The 15,855-nt window shown below is 61.1% G+C and carries 16 protein-coding genes; 1 reads left to right on the top strand and 15 read right to left on the bottom strand.

Going from position 1 to position 15,855, the window contains the following annotated elements; genetic code table 11:
* Window positions 1-9: 9 nt before the first annotated feature.
* The 8 genes from CR156_RS03355 to CR156_RS03320 all read right to left on the bottom strand — a co-directional run bounded on the left by CR156_RS03355 (window position 10) and on the right by CR156_RS03320 (window position 9,839).
* Window positions 10-2,394 carry a DEAD/DEAH box helicase family protein gene (locus tag CR156_RS03355; RefSeq protein WP_165780966.1) on the bottom strand — a complete coding sequence of 795 codons (2,385 nt, stop codon included), beginning with the start codon at window positions 2,392-2,394 and terminating at the stop codon, window positions 10-12.
* A complete protein-coding gene (locus tag CR156_RS03350; protein ID WP_099596796.1) occupies window positions 2,384-4,354 on the bottom strand; it encodes a site-specific DNA-methyltransferase in 1,971 nt (656 codons plus the stop codon). Before CR156_RS03350 ends, CR156_RS03355 begins: the two co-directional genes overlap by 11 nt.
* A gap of 325 nt (window positions 4,355-4,679) precedes the next feature.
* Window positions 4,680-6,875 (bottom strand): fimbria/pilus outer membrane usher protein, encoded by a 2,196-nt coding sequence (locus tag CR156_RS03345; protein WP_100551900.1) that lies wholly within the window; start codon window positions 6,873-6,875, stop codon window positions 4,680-4,682.
* A 3-nt stretch (window positions 6,876-6,878) separates the two neighbouring features.
* The gene (locus CR156_RS03340; RefSeq protein ID WP_088475685.1) at window positions 6,879-7,538 is read right to left on the bottom strand and encodes a fimbrial biogenesis chaperone; all 660 of its coding nucleotides are present in this window, start codon (window positions 7,536-7,538) and stop codon (window positions 6,879-6,881) included.
* Window positions 7,539-7,676: 138 nt separating this feature from the next.
* Window positions 7,677-8,177 carry a Csu type fimbrial protein gene (locus tag CR156_RS03335; protein ID WP_088475686.1) on the bottom strand — a complete coding sequence of 167 codons (501 nt, stop codon included), beginning with the start codon at window positions 8,175-8,177 and terminating at the stop codon, window positions 7,677-7,679.
* Window positions 8,178-8,288: 111 nt separating this feature from the next.
* The gene (locus tag CR156_RS03330) at window positions 8,289-8,786 is read right to left on the bottom strand and encodes a hypothetical protein (RefSeq protein WP_133120045.1); all 498 of its coding nucleotides are present in this window, start codon (window positions 8,784-8,786) and stop codon (window positions 8,289-8,291) included.
* Between the two features lie 2 nt (window positions 8,787-8,788).
* Window positions 8,789-9,100 carry a hypothetical protein gene (locus CR156_RS03325; protein WP_100551899.1) on the bottom strand — a complete coding sequence of 104 codons (312 nt, stop codon included), beginning with the start codon at window positions 9,098-9,100 and terminating at the stop codon, window positions 8,789-8,791.
* Window positions 9,101-9,359: 259 nt separating this feature from the next.
* Complete coding sequence (locus CR156_RS03320) at window positions 9,360-9,839, bottom strand: JAB domain-containing protein (RefSeq protein ID WP_100551898.1); 480 nt, start codon at window positions 9,837-9,839, stop codon at window positions 9,360-9,362.
* Between the two features lie 287 nt (window positions 9,840-10,126).
* On the opposite strand from CR156_RS03320, the gene CR156_RS03315 reads away from it, so the two are divergent.
* Window positions 10,127-10,651, top strand: coding sequence for a GNAT family N-acetyltransferase (locus CR156_RS03315; RefSeq protein WP_088475505.1), 525 nt, complete (start codon window positions 10,127-10,129; stop codon window positions 10,649-10,651).
* 54 nt (window positions 10,652-10,705) lie between these two features.
* On the opposite strand, the gene CR156_RS22645 is transcribed toward CR156_RS03315, so the two are convergent.
* The 7 genes from CR156_RS22645 to CR156_RS03275 form a co-directional block, all read right to left on the bottom strand.
* Complete coding sequence (locus tag CR156_RS22645; protein ID WP_133120044.1) at window positions 10,706-11,185, bottom strand: hypothetical protein; 480 nt, start codon at window positions 11,183-11,185, stop codon at window positions 10,706-10,708.
* Window positions 11,182-11,520 (bottom strand): hypothetical protein, encoded by a 339-nt coding sequence (locus CR156_RS03305; RefSeq protein ID WP_100551896.1) that lies wholly within the window; start codon window positions 11,518-11,520, stop codon window positions 11,182-11,184. The genes CR156_RS22645 and CR156_RS03305 overlap by 4 nt, the downstream gene beginning before the upstream one ends.
* Before the next feature lie 298 nt (window positions 11,521-11,818).
* Entirely contained in the window at window positions 11,819-12,151 is a 333-nt protein-coding gene (locus tag CR156_RS03295; protein WP_024956729.1) for a hypothetical protein, read from the bottom strand.
* Window positions 12,151-12,702 carry an outer membrane lipoprotein gene (locus tag CR156_RS03290; RefSeq protein WP_165780965.1) on the bottom strand — a complete coding sequence of 184 codons (552 nt, stop codon included), beginning with the start codon at window positions 12,700-12,702 and terminating at the stop codon, window positions 12,151-12,153. The genes CR156_RS03295 and CR156_RS03290 overlap by 1 nt, the downstream gene beginning before the upstream one ends.
* A gap of 67 nt (window positions 12,703-12,769) precedes the next feature.
* Window positions 12,770-13,798 carry an ArdC family protein gene (locus CR156_RS03285; protein WP_100551894.1) on the bottom strand — a complete coding sequence of 343 codons (1,029 nt, stop codon included), beginning with the start codon at window positions 13,796-13,798 and terminating at the stop codon, window positions 12,770-12,772.
* A 68-nt stretch (window positions 13,799-13,866) separates the two neighbouring features.
* A complete protein-coding gene (locus CR156_RS03280; protein ID WP_100551893.1) occupies window positions 13,867-14,082 on the bottom strand; it encodes a hypothetical protein in 216 nt (71 codons plus the stop codon).
* A 41-nt stretch (window positions 14,083-14,123) separates the two neighbouring features.
* Complete coding sequence (locus CR156_RS03275) at window positions 14,124-15,746, bottom strand: ankyrin repeat domain-containing protein (protein WP_100551892.1); 1,623 nt, start codon at window positions 15,744-15,746, stop codon at window positions 14,124-14,126.
* Window positions 15,747-15,855 lie beyond the last annotated feature (109 nt).

Below are 15,855 nucleotides of genomic sequence, written 5' to 3'. Positions count from 1 at the left end.
GTCAGTCTGTCAAGCCTTCAAACATTCCTTCACGGCTTGATCGAGATTAGACACATGGATCGGAGTGGGCGACCCGTTCTTCATCTTCCATACGGTGTAGCCATCCTTTGTTGCCTTGCCACCGATCGCGGTTTGCTTGCCCTCGGAAATAAAGCGGGTCAACAGTTTGGTCGCCCCCTCATCTTGGATATCGAACAGCTTGCGAGCCACGGCATCGGTGAGCAGGTGCGAGCCCTTGGTGTCCAGGCAGAACACATACTTGCCCTTCCAGACTAGGAAGTCCGGTGAGAAGGAGGCACTGTCCCCCTCCGACAACAGCGGAATACGGAAGCCCCCATTGCTCGGGTTCCGGTGCCATGTGTGTCCGGCCTTGTCCAAGGCGGCGGCGAACGGGGCTTCAAACTTGTTGAGGCCTGCGTATCGCGGATAGAGGCCGTTCTCGAAGGCCTGCGCCTTCTTCGGCACGCGCATGGTCGAGAACGTGAACTCCAGCTCAGATTCATACACCAGCGAGGTCAGCTGGTAGTAGGTGGACACGATCTCCCTAGCCAGGGTGTCAGCTGCAGCTGCGGCGTTGCTACCGGCTTCCACCCTCACGTCAAACTTGGAAGCCTTTAGGTCTACCACGGCCAATGCGGCCCTAGAGCGCCCACGGATGGCGTTGCTCACCAGCCAACGCAGGCGCACCCGGTTCGCGTGCCCACTGGCCGTCCAGTCGTGGCCGATCTCCTTGGCCAAGTCAGAGATGTCCACCGTCTCGGTCTTGCTGTGTGCGTCGCCCTGAGTATCGATCTCTCCTTCCTTAAAGGTGGGGAACTGCGCTACCAACTGGGCAATGGCACCCACTGCGTCGTCGGCGTCCGCATGGACCTGATGAAGGAGCACTGAAACCCCCTCTTTGGGGCCGAGATCTTCTGAACCGCCCTCCCCACCGCCATAGGTATGAACGATCTCAATGGCTGCTCCAGATTCTTGGAGCTTGGCCCGCACGGCCTCGATCGATTCGGTGAACACGTTCTTCTTGTCCACACGCAAGAAGAAATGGGCGCTGTTGAGCAACGGTGAATCGTAATGCTTGGCGTCGAATTGGCGCAGAACGCGGCCAATGATCTGCTCAACCTTGATCTGAGAACCCATCGACTTATCGATGTAGCCAAGGTAGCAAGCAGGATCGTCCCAACCTTCCTGCAAACCTTGGTTGAAAATGATGTGCTGAAAGTCGCCGGCCTGAAATTCGTCAAAATCGCTCTCGCCCTTCGAGAACAAATTCACTGCGTCGGGCTTGTTGCCATCGGCGAATTTCAGGTCGGCGTAAATGGCCACCTTGGCCGGGTCCACCTTCTTCTGCTCAACCAGATAGCGCCAGATGCGGATCGGCGGAGCATTGCGGTGTTCAAAGGGCTTGGTGTGATCGTCCTTATCACCGTCGTCGGTGATGTTGGTCTTGCACACATAGATGGCCTTCGGTGTGAACCCCAGCGCCCGACCCTGAATTTCCTGCTCAATCAGTTGGAGCCGATCATGGAGATCGTCCAAGCAACGTTCCATCGGCGCGGTGGTGCCGTCGAACTGAATGGAAGTCTTGATCAGCTCAGCCTTGATGACCGCGTTGCTGTCCACCGCGGTGATGGCAAATGCAGTGGCGTCGGCAGCGCCCTTCCCGTCAACCGCTGCCAACAGCGCAAAACGCTCAAGACTGGCTTCATCCTCGCCCGCCTCATCGACCCAGCTTTCCTGGGGAGCCAGCACGGTTTTAGCAAAGTTCAAGGGCAGCTTGAGCGTCGCGCTGGCCAAGAGGTAGGCCTCCGGCTCCAGTTCGGCCAAGATCTGGGTCTGCTGTTCGGACAGATTGTGACCTTCATCGTAGACGATGATCAACGGCCGCCGAACCCCACCGGCATCACGGGCGATCAATCGCTCCCAGGGCGATTGGTCACCGAACAGGTCTTGATCCTTCTTGTAGATGTTCAGCGCGCCATCGGCCTGCTCTTTGTTGTTGAACAGCCCGGTCGTGGCCATCACGATGAGGGGAGAACTCCCATCCGAGATCAGGTTGGGTTCCAGCTGTGCCGCCCGGATGACACGGAAATCGTCAACGATCTCGGCATACTTTCCGCCACCGGAAAAATTTGTATAGGTCTGCTGGACAACCGACTTGGCTTTGCTCATCCAGAACACGATGGGCTCAACGCCCATGTGCATGCGCATCAACGTGACGGCCTCGGCCAGCACCGGTGTTTTACCGGCGCCCGTGATTGCCGACAGCGCCTGATAGAACGGACGAGGAAGCTTGCCCTTGTAGACCGGCCGGTAAGGGTGGCCGGCAAAGAAGGCGTATCGGCCAGCGATTTGCTGGGCTGCACGCACCTGGAACGGTTTCAGCTCAATCTGCATCCATGCCACCATCGTTGTTGTAAGCGTCCGCGCGGGCGTTAAAGCCAATGTGCTCCAGAACTTTGTCCGGGATCTGATAGAACTCGATGTCGCTGCCCGTGTAGGGCGCCAAAGCGGCGTAGACGTGATAACGCCCCGCCAAACCGACCGCCTTTGCTTCTTGCACAATCTCTTTGAACACAGTCCGCGTCAGGATGGAGGGCTGATCTGGAGCGCTCCAGACCAAGAAGAAGCCTTCATTGCGGCTATTCACAGCAAAGAGGTGCTTGTGCCCGCCGACAGGCAACCTACGAAGATAGGATTTGGCCTTGTCATTGCGATCCCAATAGCTGACCAAAAGGAGATCCATCATTTCTTCGCGCGCCAGGGCATTCACGCCGTTGGCGTCCACTTTTTCACGCTTAAGCGTGAAGTAGCGGAAGCCTCCACCCAACGGCTCACGATCCCCAGACTTCCACTTCCCAGTGATCACGCGCCGGATGCGGTCAGCCGTAAGGGTCTTGGCGTAGTGATCGCCCTTCTCGTCATTGCCCTGCTCTACAAGAATAAAGCGGCGGTTGGCGTCGGATTCCTTGTTGAGTTCCAACACCGCATTTGCCGTGGTGCCAGAGCCAGCAAAGGGATCCAACACGATTCCGTCCGGCTTGCACCAAATCTGAATAATCTTCTTCATCAGACGCAAGGGTTTCACGGTTCGGAACCCATGACCTTTGCCCACAATAGAATCCAGCTCATTGATGCCAGCCTGGCTATGGCCGGATTCGGCGTGGTCCCATGATTGGACGCCCAAGTCTAGAAGACCTTCATAGTCCTCATTCGCCCAGTATGTGAGCGGCACTTTACCCTTCTTCACTTTGGCAAGGTGTTTTTTTGCTCGAGGCCCACCTTCACCGCCATCCGTGAAAACGAGACCCGGCCAGACACTTCCATTCCGAATAGCAAACGCCTTTTCTCTTGCACGCTCAAGGCATACCTGATCAGAGACCGGCTCGCCATTTGCAAAGGCACACCCTTTGATTACAAGAGCGCTCGCCTCGCACTCGTCATCCAATTTGTGGGACACGTATTGACTACCCCAGCCTTGGAGCAGGCGCTTCATTTCGGCTCGTTCGAAGACCCAGTGTCCTCTTGTGGGGTAGTAGAGCTTTCCTGTGAAAGGCGATTGAATGGCGTAGGTTCCGGTCGTTCGATACTCGGGGGCAGTGGCGTCAGCAGCAGTCCAATCCCCTTCCGGATCACCATCGTCATTTCGATAGCGCGAATTCATCTTCTCAGTTCGGTCGAGAAGCCCAGTCTTCGCCCGCTCAATATCCTTCGCATAGACAAGAACGTATTCCGTCGCGGTAGAGAGGCCGCCCTTCTTTCCACCTACGTCGCTCTTGGGAGAGTATGACTTTTGCCAATTGATGATGCCAATGCGATTCTCCTCGTGGAAAATCTCATCCATCAGCATCCCCAGCCTGTAGAGTTCTCGATGATCGATACAGATGGCGATGACGCCACCAGGCTTGAGCATTTCTCGCATCATCCAAAGACGAGGCGTCATGAATCGCAGCCACTTGCTGTGGCGCGAACCATCGTCTTTGGCCACCAAATCGCCCATATCCGGGTCGTTGGGATCTTTGTCCCACTTGTCGTTGTAACGGAAGTCCTCGCCGGTGTTGTATGGCGGGTCCGTCAGCACCAGATCTACTTGGCCACGATACTTGTAAAGCGTGACCATGGTGGCGAGATTCTCGCCATCCCAGAGTTCGTTAACGCACTCCTCCTCAGCGCTGCCCACGGAAGCGCGCTTGTTGAAGTCAAACATCCGAGGCTTGACCTGACGAACGATCTGCCAAGGAGCTGTGCGCCCACTGTAGTTCAAGACGATGCCATCTCTCCCTGCTTCAGCGCGTTCGGCATCGTGCTCTTGCAGCAGCTTGATGAGCGCTGCCCTGGACAGCTCTTCGTATTTCATCTGATTACCTTGTGTTCTTCGATCGCGGACCAGCCGCAAAAATGGCCCCTTAGGGCCATGGGAAGCCTATGCGCTGAAAAAGCCCTAGGACGACGCTTCGGAACATACCCGAACTCCGTCTCATGGGCTGCGCCGCCGCACAGCCGTTGCGCCTCCGAAAGGTCGCAACTCATCCCCTTCGCCATTTTCGCCTCGACCAATACAATCAGCAAGTTAGCCCCTCCGCGCATGGATGTAGGACCCGCAAACCGTTGAGCTGCAACGAAGGCGCTAGGGGACCATCTGTGCCATCCAACTCGCACTGCGCAGACAGCGCTTTTCCCACTCACCGGCAAGCCACCTCAGCCACCGTTTGCGCAGCCCCAAGGTCCGCAGGCAGCTGGGCCTTGCAGACCCCTTCCACCTCCACCGTCTGGCTGGGGCGCGGCTGCTCCAGGTAGAGCACCCCGTCGTAACCCACCTGGGTGGTTTCGGTCGCTGTCTTGGCCGCGGTGCCCGCTTCGATGGCCGGGCCAGTGAGGCGGAAAGTTCGCGCGGTCTCGGTCAGGACCGGGAAGGTGAGGTGCATGCCAGCTTGGCGGCCCGCGGTGGCGGTTTGCTCGATCTCGGCCAACTGGGTGCCCAGCGGCAAGGCCCGATCGTCCACTCGGACTTCGGTGGGGACCATCGGGGTCACCTCGCCCACCACCAGGCGGCCCTGGGCGTTGGTCTTCCCCACCAAGCGGCCACCCACCCTCACCGGCACCCCGGCTTGGCCGGGCACGTCCACCACGGCGAAGGATTCGGCCGGGCCCAGGAACGTCACGCCTTGGCGGTCCAGGTGGACGGCACCGGCCATCGAACCGGAAGTCCAAGTGCTGCTGGGCCCGTGCTCGGCGTTGATCTGAGCCCACCCTGCCCGGGTGGTCCAGTTGGCGTTGGCCCGGGCCGTCTGGCCAGCCGCTCCCTCGTCTACCGACAAGGACAAGCCCACCGGGGTTCCAAAGACCGTGGGGCGGGCGCGTCCTTGGACGGCCCAGGCCGTGGCATCCGGGGCTTGCCGGGCCCTAACGCTCACGCCCTTGCCCCGGCCGAAATCGTAGCTGTAGCCCACCTCCACCCGGGTTTCCTTGCGCTCCAGATCGCGCAAGGCGGAGACGGCCACGGTGTGCCCGTTGCCACGCCAGGTCAGCCCGGCGTCGGCGTAAGCGGTGCGAAAGCGTGGCGTGCGCACGTCCGAATAGCTGGCCCGAAGGGACCACTGGGGCGTGGGCCGCCAGAACACCGAACCCCGGGTGCGCTGCTCCACCTCCACCGCACCGGGGGCGCGCAGGCGCCAATAGTCCTGCTGGCGCTCGTGCTCCAGGCGCACGCCAAACCTCGGGCCGCGGTAGTCGTAGGCCACGGCCTGCCGTTGGCCGCCTCGCGTGGAGGTGCCTAGTTCCATGTCCAGCGTGCCATAGGTGCCGAGCACCGTCGTGGCCCCCAACGCCACGTTGGCCTTCCCGTCCGTTGAGGTTTGGGCGGTGCCGCGCAGGGTCCACCGGTCGTTGAGGCCCCAAGCCACCGACCCGGTCGCGCCCAACGTCCCGTAATCGCTCTCCCCTTGCCGCACCCGGCCGGCCGCGACCTCCCAAGTGGTGAGCCCTTTGCGGAGCAACGTGGGGGCGACGTAGAAGCGCTGATCGCTCACCACCGTTTCGCGGCCGTAAGGGTCTCGCACGACCACTTGGGTTTGCTGTGCTCCGGTGCCCAAGGCGCTGCCATCGGCGGTGAACGGCCCTTTCCCCACCCGGCCTTGCAGCACGCGGGCGCGGTTGGCCAAGACCTCGACCGTGGCCGGATCGAGCGCCACGCCGCCGAGCATCGGGACCGGATACGTGGGCGTCAACGGGTCCAACGCCCGCGGGTCCTTGGCCACGCGCACCCCGCCCAGGTTGACCGGCGAGGAGGACGGACCAGCGAACACATCGCCGGCTTGGTAGGTCACCAAGCGGTTGGGATCATCTTTCTGCCAGCGCGTCACGCCGCGAACGTAGCCGGTGCCGGCCGTGTCGGTGTTGACCTGCCCGCTGGTGCTGATCACGCCCCAACGCCCCGCCTTGCGGACCTCGTGGCCCAGCGAGAACGCCTGCTGTTGCTCGGACACCATGCCGGCCACGCTGTAGTTCACCAGCACCCCAGGAGCGGGCGGCGCGATGGGTCCGCGCTCGGTGCGATCACGGGCCACGCGTTGGGCCTTGAGCCGATCGGCCGGCAGATCCAGGGCGACCGTCGCGGTGGCCTCGTCCACAACAAAGCCCACACCCAACGCTTGGGCGCTCATCGGCTCCGTTTGACCCGGGGGAAGTTGGAGCCCGACCTCGCGCCACGTGGCCGGCTCGGCGAACCACTGACCGCCTTGCTGCCAGAACGTGAGCGGTTCCGCCTTGGCCTTGCCGCCGATGACCGGCACCAGGAACGCGGGCGCCACGCCGTCGGGCACCGCTGCGCTGGCCGACGATGCAGCCAGCAACACCAAGGCCAGGGCCCGGCCACGCATGGATCACCGCCCCACAGGGACGGTGACGGGCTGGCCGTTGACGGTGATTGAAAGGTTTTCAGCGCGCTGGCCGGGTTGGGTCTCGTAGGTCATCGAAGCCCCCGGCAGCGTCCAGCCCAATGCACCCTCGCGCCACGGCTTGCCACCGGCCGGGCCGATGGACGAAACGCGGGCGGCGGTCTGGCCGTGATTCGTCAAGCGGTATCCATTGGGCACCGCTTGGACGGTCACCTTGGGGACGGGCGCGTTGGCGGCTTCAAAGGCCACGGGCAAGTCCTGGTTGACCAGCAACTGGACGCCCTGGGCGTTGGGGTCTTTGAGCTGCATCAGCAGCACGCGGTAGTAGCGCCGCTCGCCCAGCGCGCCCACCCGCATCAACCGAACGGTGCGCTTGGATTGGGGCGGGACGTTCACAAAGGTGGGCGCCCCCACGATCTCCGTGGTGGGTGAAAACACGTTCTGCCCTGTGGCCTGATCCCACCCCACGGCTTTCACCTGGTAACGCACCGACGCGTCGCCGCTGTTGTGCAGCGTCACGGCGACGTGCTTGGCCGAGGTATCGGCCATCAGGGTGGTGGGGCCCACGGAGATGGAACCGGCGGACACCGAAAAGGACAGCAAGGACGCAGCGACCGCGGCCAGGGAGCGTTGGGAATGGGTCATGGGATCTCCTTTGGGGGTCTCCTTTCAAGCTAGATCAGAATGCTATTACGTCAACCCATACCTACTCATCTTTTCGACAACAAAAAGCCCCCAGCGCGAACCGGGGGCTTCGGGACAACCGATGGGGATCAGTTGTAATCAGTTGTAAGTGGCGGTGACGGTGACCGTATCGGTGTAGTTGCCACCCACGGCCTGCTTGAGGGCGAAGAACTTCAACGCGAATTCGTGGGTTTGCACAGCACCGTTACCCGTGCCCGCGAACGCATCGGCATCATCGCCCCATGCCTGGGTGCCGGGAATGTCCTTGAACAACCCATACGGAATGAAGGCACCCGAACCGTTGCTCACGGCGCGGTAGGTCTCGTAACCCGCCAACGCTCCGAAGTTCTGTCCCTGTCCTGGGGAAATGGAGTAAGTGGTTCCCTGGTTGCACACGATGCTCAACGCAGAGGTTCGGGTGGAGTTGTCAGAAGTGCCCGACCAATCCATGTCCGTGACCGGAGAAACGGACAAGTTGCAGGTGTTGGTCAGGGTGCCCTGAATAGTCAGGTCTGCGGTGGTGTCGGCGGCGAACGCAGGCAGGGCCAGCGAAGCCAGGGCGACGGGCAGCAGGGCGCGAAGGAAGGTCTTGCGTGTCATGGGTATCGTCTCCTTGAGAGGGATTGAGTGGGGATGAGTAACCCTTAATGGGCCATCCCCTTACCGATACCTCGAATCTGAAAACGCGCAAGGGGGCCACCCAGCCAGCCGTTAGAGCCTGGGGCGCTTGCCACCGGTGGCTGACTGTTCCCATACCCGATCCAGCTCACGCGCCCGGTGCTGAGCCATTGCCTCCTGAATCATGCGCTGAAGGACGAACGCAAACGCGTCAGTCACAAAAACGCCCACGCCGATCCCATAGTTATCCGGCAGGCTGGAAATCTGCCTTATCGATCGCTGGTAAATGGCCTCATCGAGCTCAGGAGGCAACGGATCAACGCGCGTGTCAATGAACGCGCCCACCTCGGTTTCGGCTGCTTTGCAGAGATCGGCGTCAGCGAGCAGCGCCCGCAAGTCGGCCAGCGTGGGAAGCCACACCGTATTGAACAGCGGGCCACCCACCGAGGGACTGATGAAATGGATGCCGTGAAGCACGGTTGCCCTCTCACTCTTTCCGAGCTCTCCCTCCCCCCAATGTCCGTTCATCCGGGGGATCGAGTCACCCATCACAACCGGCGCATCTTTGGCCTGGGTGAGAAAAGGAGCCAAGGTCAGTGCCCATCCCGAGCCTCCCAATAAGGCAAGTCCGCGCGCCGCCCCTGCTCTTCTCGCCAGCACTTGAGCAAGTGCTTGTAACCGGGCTTGGCTTGGGTGACGTGGAAGGATCGGCCGTTAACGTAGACCTTCCCGCCGTTGTGGAGCTCGACGGCATGAACCGCGGTCCAAGTGGTCGCCCAGCCTAGGCTGTCCTCTTCTTCAAAGCTCACGGGCTCCAAGGAGACCGCTGCATAATCTTCAATCAAGCCGGGATTCAATCCCAACGCGATGATCTTGGTTTCGTGGACTGTGAAGGTTCCGCTCATTTGACACCTCTTGTCTTGGTCGGCGGCAGTGCCTACCACTGAATTCAAGGTAGATCGCCCTGAAAATTTGTCCACGGCTGTAGCGGACAAAACTTTGACTAAAAGCAAAAACTGCGGAGCTAAGGCCGCAGTTTTTCCTAACATCACTTATCGCGCCGAAGGCGTTGGTGCTTTTCATCCATGCGGATGCTATTTCAGATGCCGGCGCGCAGCGGCCGGCGGCGGCTTCCGGCACAGGCTTTTTCTCCCACGGGGGTGGTCACACCCACCCCCGTGAGGCCATCGACACGTGCGAGGTGCCCGCGATCACCAGGTGATCCAGCACTCGGATGTCGAGAAGGGCAAGGGCCTGCTTGAGGCGGTCGGTGATGGCGCGGTCGGCCGCGCTGGGCTCGGGGTTTCCGCTGGGGTGGTTGTGAAAGAAAATGACCGCGGCGGCGCTGTGGTCCAGCGCTTTCTTGGCGACGATGCGGGGATGGACTTCGCACCCGTCGATGGTGCTTTGAAAGAGGTGCTCGGTGGCAAGGATGCGGTGGCGGGTGTCTAGAAACACCGTGCCAAACACTTCGTGATCCAGGTGCGCGCAGCGGGCGGTGAGGTAGCTACTGGCGCTGGCAGGGTCGGTGATGGCCCCTTGGCGGTGGAGGCGACGCTCCAGGATGTGCGAGGCGGCCAGGAGGATGCCCTCTTCGTCCATGGCCAGCTGATATTGGGCCCGAATGTCGTTGGCTCGCTTCATTTGCTTTCTCCACCGGCGCGGGATGCGCCTCGTGGGGACCGGTGGGCGAAGCGTTGGACGAATCCGCACCCGGGAGAGAGCACTGCCAGGCGCGCAGCAAAGGGCCGGAACACCGTGGAGGAGGCCTGCCCTTGCGGCTGCGTCAGCGGAGCCAGGATCCCCGTCGAAGAGGCCACTGTCCGGTTGGGGATTGCAATCAAGGAGAGCAATCAGTGGTCAAACACGTGCCTGGATGCAAACGATCCGATACATTGAGTGATCAAGGACCGCAAACAGGGGACACAGGAATGTTCGGCAAGTTCAAAAAGCAGGCAAGCAAGCCTATGACCGGGGCGGAGCTGGCGGAAGAAGGCCTTCGGCAGGTGGCCATCGCCGCCAAGAACGGGGACATCGATTTCCAGCGCGGGCGGGTTCACGAAGACATCTTTGCGCACGCTGATCAACCTGCTGGAATGATGAGGCTGACTTACGTCATGATCAGCCCCACCGTCGAGAACGAAGTTATCGCCCGCTGCGTCATGCTGCTCGATCGCGTCGAAGCAAACACGCCGGTGTTTCAAATGGACTGGGCGGTTCTTGAAAGCTACAGAGGGCAAGGCTTTGGCATCGCCGTGGCGTTGAAGTCATTGATGGAGTTCACCAACGGCATGCAGGGCAAGCTTAAGAGTGGATACGTCATTGAGGCGGTGGTTGACGAAGGCAACGACGCGTCGCTGAAGATCGCCCGCAAGATTTTGGGTGGAGAGAAGGTCCTACCGAATCCTGCCATTGGAAAGAACACACACAGTTTTCTTCGCGTGTTTCCTGCATAACAAGCGCACCGCCAAAGGCTTGGGCAAGACACCGCTTCAAGCCCCATAGGGCGGTCATCGCATCCGCTGCCGTGGGGCGTCCTTGGGCGCCTCCACGGCAACCTCGGCAACGTCGTCTGCAGCACGCCACGCCTTCCCTTCTAGCACCAAGGAAGGGCCCCTGGAACGTGCGATGGCGACCTCTTTGGCGGTCGGCGGGTTCCATGACCGATGCTCCTCCAGGTAGCGCTCCATGGACGGCCCAAACGGCAGGCCACCGCTCGGCAATGGCAACGCCCGATCATGGCGTCCGTCTCGCTGACGGGCATAGGCGACTTGATCGGGATCCCCAAACGCCTCTCGGTGGGCGTCGAGCAAGCGATCAATCGCGTCCACGTCCCCGCGGGCATGGAGCGATTCGGTGTAAAGCGCTTGAAGCAATGAGTCACGTTCTTGATGAGCTTCTTCGCCCGTGCCTTCGCCCTGGAACAGCCCGTCGTCGCGAGGGCGGGCGTCGACGGGGTCTGGGCGCACCCGGCCATGGCTGCTTCTCATGCCCGCCTCCGCGCCAGCCCGCTGCCGTGAAGCAGCCCACACGTGATCGAATAGACGACAAGAGCCAGCGAGGATGACAGGTATGGGTTGGAAGGATCCAACCAGACCCCGGTCACCAGGTGCTGAAGTTGGTAGGCCAGCAATGCCAAGCACGCGTAGAACAGGGCCAACCGCCACAGCAACGCAGCCACGGATGGGGCGTCCTCTTGGCCGGCTTGGAACGCCTCCCAGCCGCTGCGTGCGCTGCGTGCCTTGGAGGCGCACAGCCATGCGATTCCGAAGGTGATCGCAAACATGACGAGCTTAAACAGCACGACCACCAGAAAAACGGTCATGGGATCCTCCTCTGGGTTCGGAGCAGGCCATGGGCCTGCAGGTAAGCGTGGACTGCCTGTCGGGTCACGCCGAGGCGCTTGGCAATTGCAGGGCCGTTGCTCCCCTGCTCCAGGAGGCGCACCACCAGGGCGTGTTGGTCAGCCAGTGGGCGCCGGGGCTTTTGACGCAACCCCAGGTGAGCGAGGTCGGCGCTCACCACGGGCGACGGAACGCCCAGGGTTTGGGCGATGGCCGCCCGGCGGTGTCCCTCTCGAAACATCCGGGCGACCTCGGAGCGGCGGTGGGTAAGGTCTCGGCTCAACCCTGGCTTCTCAGTGCTGCCCGGCTCCACCCTTTTTGGAAGAGCAGAGCGTCCACAAGGACAACTGCGAGTAGAACAACCACTTTGGGAGCTGAGATTTCCGTTTGCGCCCCTGAGAACAAGACCAACCAGATTCCGAGCAAGAACAACACGCTGAGCAGCCCAGCCAAAGCATTGAGAACGACGACCGTGGAGATTCCCTTGCGTCGTCGGCGCAGTCCGTCCCACACCAGTCGGAAACGGTGCCCGGCCCAGATCGGCGCAAACGCGGTTACGTAGGCAAACGCGCCAAGGAACAGAACAGCAAGGATGGGGTTCGCGATGTCCATCAGCGCATGTCCCCTAAACTCACGCCACAAGCGCCCACCCCGCACGCACTTGCGTTCTCGGCACCATCCCACACTTCAACCCGCGCCATCGGCACCACCCGGGTCTTCTTACCCTTCCCCACCAGGAACACCCGATCACCTTCGCGCACGTCCATGTCGGCGTCTTGGACCACCGCGAGGACGCGCTGGCGTCGATCGGACAAGTCGCGCACGTAGATCTCCACCGCCGGGCGGCCGCTGAGGCCCTTTTGAACAGCGGTTCCGGCAACCGCACCGATGACGCCACCGGCCACCCGGGCTGCATTGCGGTAGTCCCGGTTCTTGACCTGGTTAGCAGCCCCATAACCAACGGCCGCCCCAATGGCAGAACCAGCGTTGAGCCGCTGGTCGGACTTCAGTTGAACCGTGCGAACCATCAGGACCTCGCCCAATCGGGCATCCTGGACGGATAGGGCCTCGGACGAACCGTAACGGCGAGCGGAGGTGGAATCGGCAGCAAAGGCGGCCGGAGCAGACAACGCCAGCGCAAGGGACAGAACAATGGATTTCAAGGTGCACCTCCATTTCATGAGTAGGTTCACCTATGCATAGATCGATTCTGGAAATGCGCAAGGGGGTTCAGGCCACCATCACCTGGCTCCTCTGCCTGGCCTTCTCACGCGCTTTCGTGCGGACCTTCGTGCCGTTAGGTTTTTCAAGCTCCTGCTGGTTGGCTGCCACAAGCTGCCGCTCCCGCTCAACCTTCGGGAGCGGCTCGCGAACCAACTCGGGCACCTTCAGGAATTCCACCACCCGCTCGGCCGCCGCCGCGGCTCGGAAGAGCTCCCGGGGATCGTCCCGGAGGATTTGGATCCACGACTTCACATAAGCCGCGTGCTGGGTAGGGTCGTGGCCAATGCCCAGGCGTTCGCCCATCAGCATGCTGGAGATCTCGGCGACCAGTTCCTCTTTGGCATAGTCGATGCTCCCAAAAGTCCCCTTCTGATCGCGGTTGAGGCGGGTGGGAAAGCCGGTCCAGTGGCCCAGTTCGTGCAACGCGGTGGCGTAGTAGCCGCTGGCCGAGTGGAAGCTGTTGCGCTGGGGCAAGTGGATGCTGTCGGTCATCGGACGGTAGAACGCTTGGTTGCCCCCGTCGTGGTGGATCTCGGCTCCGCTGTCCTTGAGCACCGCTTCGCAGGCCTGATGGATATCGGGCTCTGGCCGCGGGGCTGGCAAGACCAGTGCCGGCAACCCATCGATTTGCATCGCGTTGAACACCCGGGGGAAGAAGACCTTGGGGTGGGCCTTGGCGATGAGCTCGGGGTCCCCGCTCTTCTTGGCCTCTTCCACCGGCGACCAGTCCCAATACTCAATCACGCTGGCTTTCTCGCCTTTGCGCACCTGAGCGCCCACGGCCGCGGCTTGCTTGTAAGTCATCCACCGGTTGTCCTGGGTGTCCCAGGCGCTCTGAAGGGCCCACAGGTGGAGCAGGTTTCCGCCCCGGTAGCTCTTGCCCGTCGTGGGGTTCATGGGCAAGCCGAGGTCCACGCGGGCGTCCCAAGGTTTGAGGAAGGGACCGGTGCCCTCCTCCATCTGGCGGATCAAGCGCTCGACGACGTCGCGGGAATGGCGCTGAAGGAAGCTTTCGTTGGGGGTGGCATCGGACACGGGCAGGCTCTCCTGGAAGGCAAGGAAAGGCGCCTGTCGGCAACGCCAAGGGGGTTAGGCTGGAAACTTCAATCGTGAATGGTGACGGCGCGCCCCTGCTCCAGCAGGCTCTCCAGCAACGCCAAGACCCGATCGATGGTCAAACCAGTGCTAGGGTCCCCGTCGCCCTCCTGGAGTCGCACACGGACGCCATCCGGGGTTCGGTGCACGGTGAAACGGGGGGACGCCGCCAGGGCGTCCTGCCGATCGAGGGCGGATTCGTGGAGGGCATCGGGATGGTCCATGGCTTCAGCCTGCGACGTGGTCGGGTTTTGGCAACCTCCGGTCACAAACGCATCCGCTGGAGGGGAGCTTCCTGGAGCGCCGTGGGGGCTGGTGCTTTGGCCACCTCCCGCGGGTTGAACAAGTCACCCCCCACAATCAAGCACGGGCCATCGCTCGATTGCCGCTTCGGTGATGCCAATTCGCCAACCTCTTGAACCTTGACTTCGAGCCGTTGTTGGCGAGCTTGGGCCTCGGCGGTTACCAGGTGTGCCTGGACTTCTAGATGGAAAGCATAGAACGAGGCGGTCTTCCCGTCGTTATTCTTGGCCAAGATGTCAGCGCCCTTTTCAACGAGGTTTTCCACCAATTCAATACTCGACTGGATGACCCTCCCATGCTCATCAGCAGCTGAGGCTGCGTTAAACAGAGGAGTTCTGCCCCAGATGTCGCGCGCGTTGGGATCCGATCCCGCCTCCAAAAGCAACCTTGCCGTTTCACCCAATTTCGACGTGTCGATATTTCTTACCCCGTATGAATTCCTTACCCTGTATGAACACACCGAATGCAGCGGGGTTTGCCCTTCCTCATTGGCATGATTGGGATCAGCGCCTGCGGCCAGCAACGCTTCAACCACATCAGAATACCCCGCCCGCGCGGCGTATTGCAGAGGCGAGTTTCCATTGTTGCCCCGCCCATTTGGATCAGCTCCAGCTGCCATCAACGTTGACAACACATCCGTCCTGCCCTTCTCCGCGGCACCGTGCAATGGCATATCACCGTGGCGGCTGGGATGGTTTGGATCGGCACCTGCCTCCAACAACTTTGCAATGAAGTCGCCACTGCCGCCCATGGCAGCGCGATGCAGGAGACTGAGACCCGACACTTCCGACTTATGATTTGGATCGACACCGGCTTTCAGCAAGACGTCCAACTCATCCGTTACATAGGAGCGGATGAGATCGATGGGGGCATGCCCAGTCTCGTATAATTGTGAATCCCCATTGCGAGGGGAATGGTCAGCGACACATTTCGCATGGGGATCAGCGCCGGATTCCAGCAACAGCGCTACTGTTTCCGTCCCACCCGCCAGACAAGCCCAGTGGAGGGGGAATGTTCCGTTGCTTTCCTTGTTCGGATCAGCACCGGCTTCGAGAAGAATACTCACTGACTCCGTAAAGTTGCGAAATGCGGCAACATGGAGAGGTCTAGTGCTCAACTCGCCTCCATTGGGATCCCCACCTGCCGCCAACAGCTGAACGAGAATGTTTGGATCTCGGTGAGTTGCCGCCTGGGTCATCGCTGCAGCGGTGGGGGTTGCACCAGCGTCCAGGAGCAGAGACACCTTCTTCGCGTCCCCCCATCTAACGGACTCGGAAAGCGGCGAAAGGTGCCACTCACGTGCATTTGGATCCCCACCCGCCGACAAGAGGCGTTCGAGCGTATCTGCCGGTCCGGACCTAGCGGCTTCGATCATGACGGAACTGCCGGGCTTCACACCTGCATCCAAGAACACCGTTACTTTCTCGAATTCGTCCCTGCAAACAGCGCTCCCAAACAATTCTTGAATTTCTTCAAAATCAGACAGTTCAGCTGCCGCCACAATGGCGCGTAGTTCTTCAACGCTGATACCAGCAGTCCTCAACAAACCTCCGAACCTCCTACTGTTCGCTGCCTTGACGTTCATGGCCCCTCCCGTTTATGTGATCAGAACCTTTGTTCTACCGCTTCGCGGGAAACACGCAAGGGGGGCGGCGAAAGGAGAGTTTTCAGAAGAACCCGCCACCTCGACCGCC

This window comes from Stenotrophomonas lactitubi (assembly GCF_002803515.1).
Taxonomy (GTDB): Bacteria; Pseudomonadota; Gammaproteobacteria; order Xanthomonadales; family Xanthomonadaceae; genus Stenotrophomonas; species Stenotrophomonas lactitubi.
The sequence above is the reverse complement of the archived record's forward strand: the minus strand, read 5'-3'. Positions and strand labels throughout refer to the sequence as shown.

Coding starts and splice junctions, on each gene's coding strand:
- CR156_RS03320 (WP_100551898.1), bottom strand. CDS start 9,839: ATGAAGCGAGCCAACGACATTCGGGCCCAATATCAGCTGGCCATGGAC.
- CR156_RS03335 (WP_088475686.1), bottom strand. CDS start 8,177: ATGACACGCAAGACCTTCCTTCGCGCCCTGCTGCCCGTCGCCCTGGCT.
- CR156_RS03280 (WP_100551893.1), bottom strand. CDS start 14,082: ATGGACCATCCCGATGCCCTCCACGAATCCGCCCTCGATCGGCAGGAC.
- CR156_RS03345 (WP_100551900.1), bottom strand. CDS start 6,875: ATGCGTGGCCGGGCCCTGGCCTTGGTGTTGCTGGCTGCATCGTCGGCC.
- CR156_RS03315 (WP_088475505.1), top strand. CDS start 10,127: ATGTTCGGCAAGTTCAAAAAGCAGGCAAGCAAGCCTATGACCGGGGCG.
- CR156_RS03350 (WP_099596796.1), bottom strand. CDS start 4,354: ATGAAATACGAAGAGCTGTCCAGGGCAGCGCTCATCAAGCTGCTGCAA.
- CR156_RS03305 (WP_100551896.1), bottom strand. CDS start 11,520: ATGACCGTTTTTCTGGTGGTCGTGCTGTTTAAGCTCGTCATGTTTGCG.
- CR156_RS03340 (WP_088475685.1), bottom strand. CDS start 7,538: ATGACCCATTCCCAACGCTCCCTGGCCGCGGTCGCTGCGTCCTTGCTG.
- CR156_RS03275 (WP_100551892.1), bottom strand. CDS start 15,746: ATGAACGTCAAGGCAGCGAACAGTAGGAGGTTCGGAGGTTTGTTGAGG.
- CR156_RS03325 (WP_100551899.1), bottom strand. CDS start 9,100: ATGAGCGGAACCTTCACAGTCCACGAAACCAAGATCATCGCGTTGGGA.
- CR156_RS22645 (WP_133120044.1), bottom strand. CDS start 11,185: ATGAGAAGCAGCCATGGCCGGGTGCGCCCAGACCCCGTCGACGCCCGC.
- CR156_RS03355 (WP_165780966.1), bottom strand. CDS start 2,394: ATGCAGATTGAGCTGAAACCGTTCCAGGTGCGTGCAGCCCAGCAAATC.
- CR156_RS03295 (WP_024956729.1), bottom strand. CDS start 12,151: ATGGACATCGCGAACCCCATCCTTGCTGTTCTGTTCCTTGGCGCGTTT.